Source organism: Pseudomonas sp. AIG (assembly GCF_977020205.1).
On record NZ_CDROCK010000001.1, the window covers coordinates 151,405 to 163,201 of the forward strand.

Below are 11,797 nucleotides of genomic sequence, written 5' to 3' on the forward strand. Positions count from 1 at the left end.
GGGGCTTCGGTGACCCGACGCTCACCAACGCATCCTCACCCCAAGGCTGCCAATGATCCCGTTCAAATCATTGTCATCGACATCACTGCTGTAATCGGCACTGACATACAGACTCACCGCCGGCGTCACCCGCGCCACCAGGCCCAAGCCCAGTTCGACGGTGGAGGACTTGCGGCTGCTGCTGATCTTGTCGACCTGATCCAGTGTCACGGTATTGCCGGTGTACACCGTGTGCCAGAGGTTGGTGCGCACATAGGGCTCTACCGGCAGACCATTCAAATCGTAACTGCCTTTCAAGCGCGCACCGACGCGGCCGCTCCAGGCTGTCAGATCAGTGGACGAAGCATTGCCCGAACCGGCGTAGGGCGTGTCGAGGGTGATGCGTTGATTGATCAGTTGCGCCTGCGGTTCGACCACCCAGTTTTCGCTCAGGCCAATCGGATAACCGCCTTCTACTGACAGCGTCAGTGCGCTGCCCTCCGTGGCTTGCCGTGCGCCCTGTTCGTTGCGACTGAAACCGCTGACCCGGCCGCCACTGGCGGATAAATCCACGTGCCAGCCCTGGGCTCCGCTCAGGCTGTAGTAGGCGCCAAGGCTTTGGCCTTGCAGATTGAGGGTGTCGCTGTTCGGGTCTGCCAGGGCGCGGCTGGTGAGCAGGCCATTGGCATTGGCTTGAATCTGGTTGAGGCCGCCGATCAGGCCGATGGTCTGGGTATGGCTGCCACTTTGCAGAGTCAGCACGGCTGGTCCTTTGAAGTCGCCGCTGCCGGGTGTTGCGTAACCCGACGACAGCACATCGGTTTGTGCCTGACGCGCACTTCTGCCGTACAACTCATCCCAGGCTGACGGGGCTAGGTCCTCGGTGATCAGGTTCGCCCCCTGCAAGTCCGGGCGTGGGCTCAAACGTTGCGGGCCGGGGGTAATGACGGTGACGGGCAGTGTCATGACCGGCACGTCCGAGCGATACCACGGGGTGGTTTCATCCGCCGCAGGACCGGCCTGCGCCTCCATGGATGAGCACAGCAAGATGGAACTCGACACTGTGCAAAAAGTGATTTTGATCTCGTGTGGGGTTATCGAAATTTTCATGGAGGTCTACCTTGCAGGCGCATGCATTCTCTCTGTGTGGCGTCTCTCCTACCCCGAACGAGGGGCGACCGAATGGAGCGGGACGAACCCTTACCGCTCGATTTCGCGAGTGTCCGAAGGCTCGTCCCGGGTTGTGATTCCGGGGGTAGTTAAGGTTGAGATAAGAAGAGTCGAGCGTGCCCGTCAAGAAATTGAACGATGAGCGGTAGTGGCAAAGCGGGCTTTGCAAGCGTTTGTTTTTCTGCACATAACTAAGTGGTTGTTTGCATGGAAAAACGCAGGAAAAGCTCCGAGGTAGAGAGGTTTGATTGCCGACGGAAGGTCTACCAGCTAATGCGCACACCCAGATTGCCGACCACGCCGCGCACGTCAGTACTGTCAATATTGCTGCTGTAATCGGTACTGGCGTACACACTGACGGCGCGGTCGAGGGTCAACAAGACGCCCAGGCCAATATCTGCTGTCGAGGATTTCTGTTCGGTGCTGATGACATCGCTGGCGCCGAATGTCACCGAGTCAGTAGCGGAAAACGTATGCCATAGATTGGCGCGCAAGTAAGGTTCCACCGGCAGCCCGCTGACTTGATAACGGCCCTTGAGGCGGGCACCGAGGCGGCCGGTCCAGGCACCGTCGGAATCGAACGAGACGCGTGAAATGCCATCGTCCTGGCTGTCGAGGGAGATTTTCTGGTGGATGACCTGCGCCTGCGGCTCGATCACCCACGTGTCACTGATCGGCAATGGATAACCGGCTTCGGCCGACAAGGTCAGCGCGTGCCCACGATTGTCCAGTTTGACGCCACGATCGGAATGGTTGTCGCCGTCAAAACGGGTGCCCATCACCACGGTGTCGACGTACCAGCCGTAAGGGTCGGTCAGCGTCCAGTACAGGCCATAGCTGTCGCCTTCGAGTTTGATCTTGCCGGCGCTGTTGTGCTGGAAGCCCTCGTTGAAACCGTCGACATCACCCTGCAAACGGCTGTGGCCGACAAAGAACCCTACGCGCTGGTTCTGGCCGCCGGAAGTCTGCGAGCTGTACAGATCATTGCCGACCTGAAAGCCATTGAGTGAGCCGTCCAGACGCGGAGTCACCGTACCGGCCCAGGTCTGCTCGAGATTCTTGCCGTAGACCCGGCCCCAACCGGCGCCAAATGCGCCGGTTTCGCTGAGCAAGCGCTGATCGCCCTGACGATCATGAAACGTGCCCAGTGCATTCAACGTTAGCTGCGCGGCAGCGGGCGGCAACACCGACCAGGTCGGTACTTCCGGGCGATACAGAGGAATTGGCGCGGCACCGGCCACGGCGGCAGGTAACACCGGCAGCGAGGCGATGGACAGCGCTTCGCCGGACGCGCCATCGAGCGGGGTGATGGCCGCTGCAATGGGCGTGGCCACGACCAGAACCAGAAGCGGTGGTAATGCCGGATCGGGATTGGGCACGCTCATCAATTGCGGTGCGACAACGGCCGAGCGCAAATACCAGTTGTTCTCGGTGCCGGCGGTGACGCCACCCTTGAACAGGTAGTAATCGTAAGCGCCGGCAGACACCGGGCCGCTGAGAGTAAACGCCGTATTGCTGCTGACAGCGCTGCCTTGTGCCTGCACCAGTTCAATGCCATTGACCTGAGTCAGTGCGCCCAGACCGCCGACATTGCTGACACTGATAACCGTCGAACCCTCCAGGCTGCCGTTGTTGACGATCAGTCTGTCGCTTGCCGAATCATCACCAGCGACGGTACTTTGCAGCAGTAACTGACCACGGTTGCCGACATAGTTGCCTTGCACGGTCAGTGTGTCGTTGGTGCGGCTGTTGCCTTGTGTCAGGTCGATGACCCCGGCATTGTTGAGCGTCACGCTTTGCCCCGTCAGCGCTGGCGCAACGCTGCCCTGAGTGGAAAGCAGTGTGCTGCTGGCGTCGATGTTCAACGCGCCCGTGCCGGTTCCCGCGTCACCCAGCACCAGGCTGGACGAACCCAGATCAAGCTGCGAGGCATTGCTCAGGTTGACAGTTTCCCAATTGATCAAGCGCGCAGGCAGGGCGGTGCGCGTGTTGTCCAGTGTCAACGTATCGGTGCCGACGCCGCCGTCCACGCTGGGCGTCAGCGTAAGAATGCTGTCGCCAAGATTGCGCAGGGTAGCCGTGTCATTGCCGACGTCCATCAGGATCGCCGAGCGGATAATGCCGCCGCCGTCCCACAGGAAACGGTCATCACCGACGCTGGCGCGAATCTCGCCGACGATTTCCCCACCACTGACGGTGATGCTGTCGTTACCGCCGCTGACACTGATGTTGCCGCCGATGCGGCCGCCGGAAACGATGATCGTATCGGTGCCGAACCCGGTTACCAGATTGCCGAGAATCTGCCCGCCGGACATGTCGAAAATGTTGTTATCGAGTTTCATGTCGACCCGGCCGATCGTGCCACCGGTCATGCGCGCGACATCGCCGTCCTCGAAGGCGCCGACGATGGTGCCACCGGTCATCAGGAACGTATCGCGGCTGTCGCCTTGGGCCAGCGAATCGATTGAACCGCCATTCATGACGAAATCATCGACGCCGTTGCCCTGACTGACCGCACCGGTGATGACACCGGAGTTGATCTCGACCCGGTCGGCACCTGCGCCGAAAGTCACGCTGCCATTGATCTGGCCAGTGCCGTTGACGGGGAAGGTCAGGCTGTTGTTGCCGGCGAGATCCGTCAGTGAAGCGCTGGTGCCGCTGTCACAGGTGTAGTTGTCATTGCCTGGTCCGGGCACCAGGTTGCATGCCGCAGAAGCGGGGTGGCTTGTCAACATCAGCAGCGAAGCAGGCAGGAGCAAGACGTGCGGCAGTGACCGCAGAGGTGTGGAGTAGCGCGGCATGGTCATTCCCTACGGCAAATTCGGGGAATTCATCCTTGGGTGTGCCATGAATTGGGCATCATCTAAAGTTGATGCCCTACATCAAATCCATGGCCTAATGGATTGAATGCGCTACTCCTTGAGCTTTTTTAGGTGTAGATGAATTTCCTCACGGTTCAAGCAGGGCTGACGGACGGTCTTGTCAGAATTGCGCTTACAGATGCACTTCCACCGCCAGCGGCAAATGATCCGACAGGTGCGTCCACGGCTTGTTGCCGAGGATCTGTGGGTCATGGCTGCTGGCATTGCGCAGGTAGATCCGGTCCAGCCGCAGCAGCGGAAAACGCGCCGGGTAAGTCTTGGCCGGGCGCCCGTGATGACGCTCGAAGGCTTCGTGCAGATAGTCGCGACGGGCGAGGGCGACATTGCCCTGAAGCTGCCAGTCGTTGAAGTCGCCAGCAATGATCACCGGCGCGTCATCAGGCAGGGATTCGAGCAACTGACACAGCAGCTGCAACTGCAATTGCCGATGACTTTCCAGCAGGCTCAGATGCACGCAGATCGCGTGGACCTCGGCGTGCCCCGGCACATCGAGCACGCAGTGCAGCAGGCCGCGACGTTCAGGCCCGGTGATCGAGACATCGAGGTTGCGGTACTCACGGATCGGGTATTTCGACAGCAGCGCATTGCCGTGGTGGCCGTCGGGGTAAACGGCGTTGCGCCCATAGGCGAAATCGCTCCACATGCTGTCGGCGAGAAATTCGTATTGCGAGGTTTGCGGCCAGTCGTTGTAACGGTTCGAATGCCGCTCATGTTCACCCACCACTTCCTGCAGAAACACCAGATCGGCGGAGGTGCTGCGCACCGCTTCACGCAGTTCCGGCAGGATGAAGCGCCGATTGAGCGCGGTGAAGCCTTTGTGGGTGTTGACCGTCAGCACCCGGAGACGATGGATGACGGGCGCGTCGACAACATGACGCTTGGGATCGCTGGACACGGTTACTCCTCTGAATGGCGGGCCGCTTATTCATGCGACTGATGGGGAGGCGCGGCAGTTCCTTCTGGATAATTTCGATTGCACATCAAACCCTGTGGGAGCGAGCTTGCTCGCGAAGGCGTCGGTCCAGTCGATACGAGTATTGAATGTGACGGCCTCTTCGCGAGCAAGCTCGCTCCCACAGGGAATCAGATATCAGACAAAGACAATTTCGTAGGGCAGGCGCATCCGCTCGAGAATCACCGGCGGCAGCATCGGCGCAATACCGATGGCCGGCTCGCCCTTGAGCTGGCTGGCATACGCGTGGGTGGCGTGGCTCTTGCGCGCCACGGTCCAGGTGTCGAGGCGCAGTTTGCGCGCGCGTTCCCAGGGGATCAGTTGCTGGTCGCGCTCGGGCCAGTGCCAGGCCCAGACCGGTACGTCATGAAAGGTCGCGCCGGCCTGTTCCGCTGCTTGCGCACTGGCTCGGCCCACCGCTTCGTGGTCGTCGTTGCCATCGCCGCGCCAGGTGCTGAACACCACGTCGCCGGGGCGCAGGTAGCGGCTGATGAATTCGGTCACTTGCGCTTGCTGGTCGCACAGGGCGTTGTCGGTGAAGCCGCCGCGCACCCATTTCAGGCTGTGCATCGGCAGGCCGAGGCGGCGCAGGGCCTCGACGCTTTCCTGCGGGCGGAACACGCTCAGGCGTTTTTCCGACCATTGCCGCGAACCCGGGTGGCTGGCACTGCCGTCAGTGATCGACAGCAGTTGCAGCGGATGGCCGAGGCTTGAAAGCAATTGCAGCAGACCGCCGCAGGTGACCACTTCATCGCCGGGATGCGGCGCGATGACCACGGCGCGGGCACCGTCGGGCACCAGGCTGCGGGTATTGATCACGGGAATGTTGTCCAGTTGCGCAGCGCTGTTCCAGATTTGCGCCGGCACACTGTTGTCGCTGAGGGATAACGGTTTCATGGTATGACGTCCTTGTGTAGTCGCGCCCTCAGTCGTGCGCGCGGCAGTGATTGTCAGACGCCGCCGACCCGTGAAGGCTGGTTGAATGCCCTGCGACGCTCCGAACCCTGGATTGCCGCGCAGCAGAGTATTGCTCATGAAGTGAAGTTCGTCGCGTAACAGATCAATCTGATCCGCTTTTTATTGTTCTATCTGTGCCAGATTTCGCAGATAGTCACCAAAGCCACCGCGCGCACGGCTGTCGAAGCGTGCACTGGTGAGAACCTGCGGGCGATGGCTCCAGGCGATGTTGGCACCGTCCCGTTCCAGCTCCCGCACCAGTTGCACATCTTCGTCGCACGCCAGCGGTTTAAAGCCGCCGGCCCAGCGATAAGCGTCGGCACTGATGCCCAGATTGGCCCCATGAATATGCCGATGGCCATCGCCGGCGTGGTAATGCCGGTGATAGCGGATTTGCGCCGCTTCATCGAACGACTCGTGCCAGCGCTCGACGGTGACGGTACCGCAGACGGCGTCCGCGCCCAAGCCCAGCTGTGCCACCAGCCAGTCATCGGCCACGCGGCTGTCGGCGTCCGAACAGGAGATCCAGCGCGCACCACGCTCCAGTAACAACTGTGCGCCGGCCGCACGCGCCTGGCCGACATTTCGCGCGTCGATGTGCAGGCTCAGCACCGGATAACCGCTGACAATTTGCGCTGAGCGGTCAGTGCAACTGTCGAGCACCACCAATACTTCAACCCGCTCGCCGGCCAGCAAGCCATGCCGGCTGGCGCGCATGGCCGCGCTCAGGCAGTCGTCGAGCAGATCTTCCTCGTTGTGTGCCGGGATCAAAATGCCGATCATCGCAATCCCTCCAGTGCTGCCACCGAGCGCGGTTCACGGCTCCACACTTCAAGAATGAAGTCTGCTTCCTGATGCAGAACCAGTCGTGGCAGATGCAATTTTTCGTGGATCAGGTCATGAACCTGCCGCGCGTTCAGCGGGCATCCGTCGATGGGTGGACGCCAGTGACAGGCGAGGAACTGGCCGTCGGCAGTCAGGCAATCACTGGCCCGACGGATCACGTCTGTCAGATCTTCACTATCGAGGTAGTAGCCGATCTCGCTAAATACAATGAGGTCGAATTTTTCCTCCGGCCAGTCGCCGGGAAGACGGTTTTGTCGCACTTCGGCGTGATCGAACAGACTCAAACGCGTGCGCGCCAACGCTACTGCGGCACTGGCGGTGTCGCAGCACAGCAAGCGATCGCAGCGGGCAGCCAGTTCGGCGCTCAACTCGCCGTTGGCGCAGCCCGGTTCGAAGATCGCCCGATAATGCGGACGCGGCAGGGCGGCGAGGGTGATCGCGCGTTTGCGCTGCTCGTACCAGCGATCGCGGAAGGCCCACGGGTCGTCGTTGCCGGCAAACAGGCCGTCGAAATAGCGATCCTCGACACTCATAGAAACACCACTTCAAAGGGTTGCAGCAGGCGATCAAGCACATAGGGGGCGAGCACCGGGCCGAGTCCGGCGTCAGCATCGCCTTCCAGTTGACTGGCAAACGCGTGCACCGCGTGGCGCTTGCGTGCGACTTGCGCCGGCGTCAGGAGAATCTTGCGCGCGCGTTGCCACGGTACGAAGGCGTCCTCCGGGGTTGCCCAGTGCCACGTCCACACCGGCAGTTCATGGCAGGTTGCGCCAACCCGACGCGCCGCTTCGGCACTCGCGCGGCCAACGGCTTCGTGGTCGCAATGACCGTCCTCGCTCCAGGTGGTGAAGAGCACGTCGTCAGGGCGCAGATGACGCTCGATGAACTCGACCAACTGCGCTTCCTGCGCCGCGACCTGAGTGTCAGTGAAGCCGCCGCGAAGCCACTTCACGCGATGCATCGGCAGACCGAGTCGGCGCAGCGCTTCGGCAGACTCCTGCGGGCGTACCACGCTCAGACGTTCGACCGGCCAGCGACTGGAGCCGGGGTGACTGGCGCTGCCGTCGGTGACCGAAATCAGTTGCAGAGGCCGGCCAGCCTCAGCGAGCAATTGCAGCAGGCCACCGCAACCGAGCACTTCGTCGTCCGGGTGCGGCGCGACGATCACCGCCCGCGCGCCCGGTGGCACCAGGCTGAGAATGTTGATGCTGTCGAGTTCCGCCAGATGCCGCGAAGCCTGCCATTGATGCAGGCTCGTGCCCTGGCCGACAATCGGGTTGGTTTTCATAACGTCCATGCCTCACCGCTTTGTTCGGCCATCAACTGACCCAGTGCAGCCAGATCACGTTCGGCATGACTCTGGCGCAAGAACACCGGCAGATCGGCGCTGAGCCGGGCAAAGTGCCGATCCTTGCAAAACGGCCCGGCGCCGAGGGCGCGGCCGACCTCACGCATCACCTGTTCGGCAGATTGCTCGACCACCGCGCGGGCGCGACGGGCGAGCAGTTCGGCGTTGTCCTCGGGATGGGCATCGATGTGCAACGCGCTGAAACGCAGCACATCGGCGGCCGCCTGCAGGGCACTGTCGACGGCGCCGAGATGGGCGAGGGCGTGAGGTTCCGGGCGTTGCCCACACTGCGTGCGCAACGCTTCAGCGATTTGCCGCGCGGCGCCGTACCAGCACGCGGCAATACCGATTCCGCCTTGCCAGAAACCCGGGCGTTGCAGATAGTCGCCGGGGTTGCCGATGGCCTGCGCTTCGGCGCCGTCGAACAGCACCTCAACGCTGCCAGTAGCGCCCATGCCGACCGCTTGCCAGCCTTGCTCGGTGACGGTCACGCCCGGTTGGTCGAGGGCGACGGCGACCAGTTGTTGCTGATCCTCGACGTCCCACGCGGTGAGCAAGGCATGGCTGAGCACGCCGGCACCGGAACACCAGGCCTTGCGTCCGTGCAGCGCGACCATGTGCCCGGACGGACTGACCTTGACCCGCGCCTGCGGTGGTTCCGCCGCCCACATGCCCCACGTGCTGCCGGGTGTCGGCGAACCGCCCAGTTGCTGAATGATCGCCAGTGCGTCGGTGTGGCCTTCGAACAGTTTGCACAAACCCAGATCATGTCCGCCAACCTCGGCCAGACGCTGAAAGCGTTCCAGCGTGTGGCCACTGCCCGGCAACGGCAATCGATCCAGTCCGGCCTCTACCAGTGCCCGCAGGCAATCGCCGAGCGCCACGGTGTGCGGATAATCCGTCGGGCGCCGGGCGAGATAGCTGTGCAGGTCCATATCAATCTTCTTCATCACGTTGCAGTTCGAACAGCAGCAACGAGCGCCCGGTGACCGAGTATTGGTGACCAAACTCGAAGCGTTCCTGACCACGGATCGACGGCTGATTGGTGTCGATCATGCAGGTCCAGAAACCGCCGTCCGGCACTTCCGGCAAAGTGAAGTTGACGATGTCGTGATGGGCGTTGACTACCAATAGCAGCGTCGCATCCGCACCTTTGCGGCGAATCCCGGTTTCCTGCGCGCGACCGTCGAGCAACATGCCCAGGCAACGGTTGTGCGCATCGTGCCAATGCTCGGTGGTCATCTCGGTGGCGTCCGGCGCCAGCCAGGTGACGTCCTTGACGCCGATGTCTTCGTTGTACTCGCCAACCAGAAACCGGCCACGGCGCAGGATCGGGTAGGTCAGACGCAACTTGATCAGGCGTTTGACGAATTTCAGCAGCGCCTTGCCGTCTTCGCTCAGGTCCCAGTTGACCCAACCGATCTCGCTGTCCTGGCAATAGGCGTTGTTGTTGCCGTCCTGGGTGCGGGCGAACTCGTCGCCAGCAACGATCATTGGCGTGCCTTGGGCGAGCAGCAGGGTGGCGAAGAAATTGCGCATCTGCCGATGGCGCAAGGCGTTGATTTCCGGATCGTCAGTCGGGCCTTCGACGCCGTGGTTCCATGACAGGTTGTTGTTGCTGCCATCCTGATTGTTTTCGTCGTTGGCTTCGTTGTGCTTGTCGTTGTACGAGACCAGATCGTTGAGGGTGAAACCGTCGTGGGCGGTGATGAAGTTCACCGACGAATACGGACGTCGCCCGCGCTGGTTGAACATCTCGCCGGAAGCGGTCATGCGGCTGGCAAAGTCGGCAACCTGGCCGTCGTCCCCTTTCCAGAACGCGCGCACGGTGTCGCGGAACTTGTCGTTCCACTCGACCCAGCCCGGCGGGAAGTTGCCCACCTGATAGCCACCGGGACCACAGTCCCACGGCTCGGCGATCATTTTTACCTGACGCAGCACCGGGTCCTGACGGCAAGCGACGAGGAAGCTGTGACGCTCGTCGAAACCGTCGTGATAACGCCCGAGAATGGTTGCCAAATCAAAGCGGAAACCGTCGACGTGCATCTCGCTGGCCCAGTAACGCAACGAGTCGGTAACCATTTGCAGTACGCACGGGTGGCTCAGGTCCAGCGTGTTGCCGGTGCCGGAATCGTTGATGTAGAAGCGCTTGTCGTCGGGCATCAAGCGGTAGTACGAGGCGTTGTCGATGCCGCGCATCGACAAGGTCGGGCCTTGCTCGTTGCCCTCGGCGGTGTGGTTATAGACCACGTCGAGGATTACCTCGAGGTTGGCTTCGTGCAGGTGCGCAACCATCTCTTTGAATTCGGCAATCTTGCCACTCGCCAGATAGCGCGGGTCCGGGGCGAAGAAGGCGATGCTGTTGTAGCCCCAGTAATTGGTCATGCCTTTGTGCAGCAGATGCTGGTCGTTGACGAAGGCGTGGATCGGCAGCAACTCGACGGTGGACACGCCAAGCTTGCGGATGTGTTCGAGCACATCGTCGACCATCAAACCGGCAAAGGTGCCGCGCACGTTCTCCGGCACCGAGGGGTGGCGCATGCTGATGCCGCGCACGTGGGTTTCATAAATGATGGTCTTGTCCCACGGCACGCTGACGCGATGGTCGTTGCCCCAGGTGTGCGCCGGGTCGATGACCTTGCATTTGGGTACGAACGGCGCGCTGTCACGTTCATCGAAACTGAGGTCGGCGTCGGGGTGGCCGATGGTGTAGCCGAACAGCGCTTCCGACCATTTCAATTGGCCCACCAGTTGTTTGGCGTACGGGTCAATGAGCAATTTGTTGTGGTTGAAGCGGTGACCGTTGGCCGGGTCGTACGGGCCGTAGACGCGGTAGCCGTAGATCAGTCCCGGATGCGCATCGGGCAAGTAGCCGTGGTAGATCTCGTCGGTGTATTCCGGCAGTTCGATGCGTTCGAGTTCGACTTCGCCGGCATCGTCGAAGATGCACAGTTCGACTTTGGTGGCGTTGGCGGAAAACAGCGCGAAGTTGACCCCCAGCCCATCCCAGGTCGCACCCAGCGGGAAGGGCAGGCCTTCACGGATTCTCGACGGCTCGGCGTGCGCGGTGGGCTCGGCTTTCTTTGGACGGGTCATGAATGCTCCTGCAAAAATCGGGATGGTTCGGTTAACACCAATCCCCTGTGGGAGCGAGCTTGCTCGCGAAGGCGGAGTGTCAGTCGACTTCAATGTTGAATGGCAGATCGCATTCGCGAGCAAGCTCGCTCCCACAAGGGATTTGTGTATTTCTTCAGGGCGAGTTAGCCCTCGGTGGCGAGCGAACCCGCCACACGGTCATTCAATTCATATTTCCGGTAAGCGTCAGATCGCCGAAGGCTTTCGCGGCGCTTTAGGCTTTTTCTCGGGGGCTTTTTCGCCCGGTGGAATTACTTTGGCGGCGCTGGCCGGTTTGGCTTTGGCCGCAGGTTTCGGTTTGGCGGCTGGGGCCTTGGCCTCGGTAGCCTTGCCCGCGGCTTTGCTGCCAGCGGCTTTAGGTGGTTTCTTTGGTGCCAGAGCTTCGGCTTCGGCCAGTTTGCGCGCCATCTCCCAGTGGCGCTCCTCGTGCCCTTCAGGTTTCCCTTCCGATTCCCAGATTTGATAGGCGAATTCGCGAATGCGTTTATCGTCGGTACTCATCGCAATGCTCCTGAACTGAACTCGTGC

Annotated in this window: 11 protein-coding genes; 1 reads left to right on the forward strand and 10 read right to left on the reverse strand. The window is 61.4% G+C overall.

Annotated elements, in window-relative coordinates:
- Positions 1 to 21: 21 nt before the first annotated feature.
- The 4 genes from ACWR1S_RS00655 to ACWR1S_RS00670 all read right to left on the reverse strand — a co-directional run bounded on the left by ACWR1S_RS00655 (position 22) and on the right by ACWR1S_RS00670 (position 5,880).
- On the reverse strand, positions 22 to 1,089 hold the full coding sequence (locus tag ACWR1S_RS00655; protein ID WP_454562053.1) for an autotransporter domain-containing protein: 1,068 nt from the start codon (positions 1,087 to 1,089) through the stop codon (positions 22 to 24).
- 323 nt (positions 1,090 to 1,412) lie between these two features.
- Positions 1,413 to 3,950 carry an autotransporter family protein gene (locus ACWR1S_RS00660; RefSeq protein WP_454562054.1) on the reverse strand — a complete coding sequence of 846 codons (2,538 nt, stop codon included), beginning with the start codon at positions 3,948 to 3,950 and terminating at the stop codon, positions 1,413 to 1,415.
- 193 nt (positions 3,951 to 4,143) lie between these two features.
- A complete protein-coding gene (locus ACWR1S_RS00665; protein ID WP_368967807.1) occupies positions 4,144 to 4,926 on the reverse strand; it encodes an endonuclease/exonuclease/phosphatase family protein in 783 nt (260 codons plus the stop codon).
- A 195-nt stretch (positions 4,927 to 5,121) separates the two neighbouring features.
- Positions 5,122 to 5,880, reverse strand: a complete 759-nt coding sequence (locus tag ACWR1S_RS00670) for a PIG-L deacetylase family protein (RefSeq protein ID WP_454562055.1) — start codon at positions 5,878 to 5,880, stop codon at positions 5,122 to 5,124.
- A gap of 3 nt (positions 5,881 to 5,883) precedes the next feature.
- Here ACWR1S_RS00670 and ACWR1S_RS00675 point away from each other — a divergent pair, with 3 nt between their 5' ends.
- A complete protein-coding gene (locus ACWR1S_RS00675; RefSeq protein WP_454562056.1) occupies positions 5,884 to 6,039 on the forward strand; it encodes a hypothetical protein in 156 nt (51 codons plus the stop codon).
- Between the two features lie 21 nt (positions 6,040 to 6,060).
- On the opposite strand, the gene ACWR1S_RS00680 is transcribed toward ACWR1S_RS00675, so the two are convergent.
- From ACWR1S_RS00680 to ACWR1S_RS00705, 6 genes are all read right to left on the reverse strand, one after another.
- Positions 6,061 to 6,723 carry a glycosyltransferase gene (locus tag ACWR1S_RS00680; protein WP_454562057.1) on the reverse strand — a complete coding sequence of 221 codons (663 nt, stop codon included), beginning with the start codon at positions 6,721 to 6,723 and terminating at the stop codon, positions 6,061 to 6,063.
- A complete protein-coding gene (locus tag ACWR1S_RS00685; protein WP_454562058.1) occupies positions 6,720 to 7,319 on the reverse strand; it encodes an SAM-dependent methyltransferase in 600 nt (199 codons plus the stop codon). The genes ACWR1S_RS00680 and ACWR1S_RS00685 overlap by 4 nt, the downstream gene beginning before the upstream one ends.
- A complete protein-coding gene (locus tag ACWR1S_RS00690) occupies positions 7,316 to 8,074 on the reverse strand; it encodes a PIG-L deacetylase family protein (protein ID WP_454562187.1) in 759 nt (252 codons plus the stop codon). Before ACWR1S_RS00690 ends, ACWR1S_RS00685 begins: the two co-directional genes overlap by 4 nt.
- On the reverse strand, positions 8,071 to 9,069 hold the full coding sequence (locus ACWR1S_RS00695) for an acyl-CoA dehydrogenase (RefSeq protein WP_454562188.1): 999 nt from the start codon (positions 9,067 to 9,069) through the stop codon (positions 8,071 to 8,073). The genes ACWR1S_RS00690 and ACWR1S_RS00695 overlap by 4 nt, the downstream gene beginning before the upstream one ends.
- A 1-nt stretch (position 9,070) precedes the next feature.
- Positions 9,071 to 11,230, reverse strand: coding sequence for a glycogen debranching protein GlgX (gene glgX / locus ACWR1S_RS00700; RefSeq protein ID WP_322843587.1), 2,160 nt, complete (start codon positions 11,228 to 11,230; stop codon positions 9,071 to 9,073).
- A 225-nt stretch (positions 11,231 to 11,455) separates the two neighbouring features.
- Positions 11,456 to 11,770 (reverse strand): DUF2934 domain-containing protein, encoded by a 315-nt coding sequence (locus tag ACWR1S_RS00705; protein ID WP_454562059.1) that lies wholly within the window; start codon positions 11,768 to 11,770, stop codon positions 11,456 to 11,458.
- Between the last annotated feature and the right edge of the window lie 27 nt (positions 11,771 to 11,797).

What these genes read in the sequence shown, in the direction of transcription:
- ACWR1S_RS00655 (WP_454562053.1), bottom strand. Translation starts at nt 1,089, where the DNA reads ATGAAAATTTCGATAACCCCACACGAGATCAAAATCACTTTTTGCACA.
- ACWR1S_RS00660 (WP_454562054.1), bottom strand. Translation starts at nt 3,950, where the DNA reads ATGCCGCGCTACTCCACACCTCTGCGGTCACTGCCGCACGTCTTGCTC.
- ACWR1S_RS00670 (WP_454562055.1), bottom strand. Translation starts at nt 5,880, where the DNA reads ATGAAACCGTTATCCCTCAGCGACAACAGTGTGCCGGCGCAAATCTGG.
- ACWR1S_RS00675 (WP_454562056.1), top strand. Translation starts at nt 5,884, where the DNA reads ATGACGTCCTTGTGTAGTCGCGCCCTCAGTCGTGCGCGCGGCAGTGAT.
- ACWR1S_RS00680 (WP_454562057.1), bottom strand. Translation starts at nt 6,723, where the DNA reads ATGATCGGCATTTTGATCCCGGCACACAACGAGGAAGATCTGCTCGAC.
- ACWR1S_RS00685 (WP_454562058.1), bottom strand. Translation starts at nt 7,319, where the DNA reads ATGAGTGTCGAGGATCGCTATTTCGACGGCCTGTTTGCCGGCAACGAC.
- ACWR1S_RS00690 (WP_454562187.1), bottom strand. Translation starts at nt 8,074, where the DNA reads ATGAAAACCAACCCGATTGTCGGCCAGGGCACGAGCCTGCATCAATGG.
- ACWR1S_RS00695 (WP_454562188.1), bottom strand. Translation starts at nt 9,069, where the DNA reads ATGGACCTGCACAGCTATCTCGCCCGGCGCCCGACGGATTATCCGCAC.
- glgX (WP_322843587.1), bottom strand. Translation starts at nt 11,230, where the DNA reads ATGACCCGTCCAAAGAAAGCCGAGCCCACCGCGCACGCCGAGCCGTCG.
- ACWR1S_RS00705 (WP_454562059.1), bottom strand. Translation starts at nt 11,770, where the DNA reads ATGAGTACCGACGATAAACGCATTCGCGAATTCGCCTATCAAATCTGG.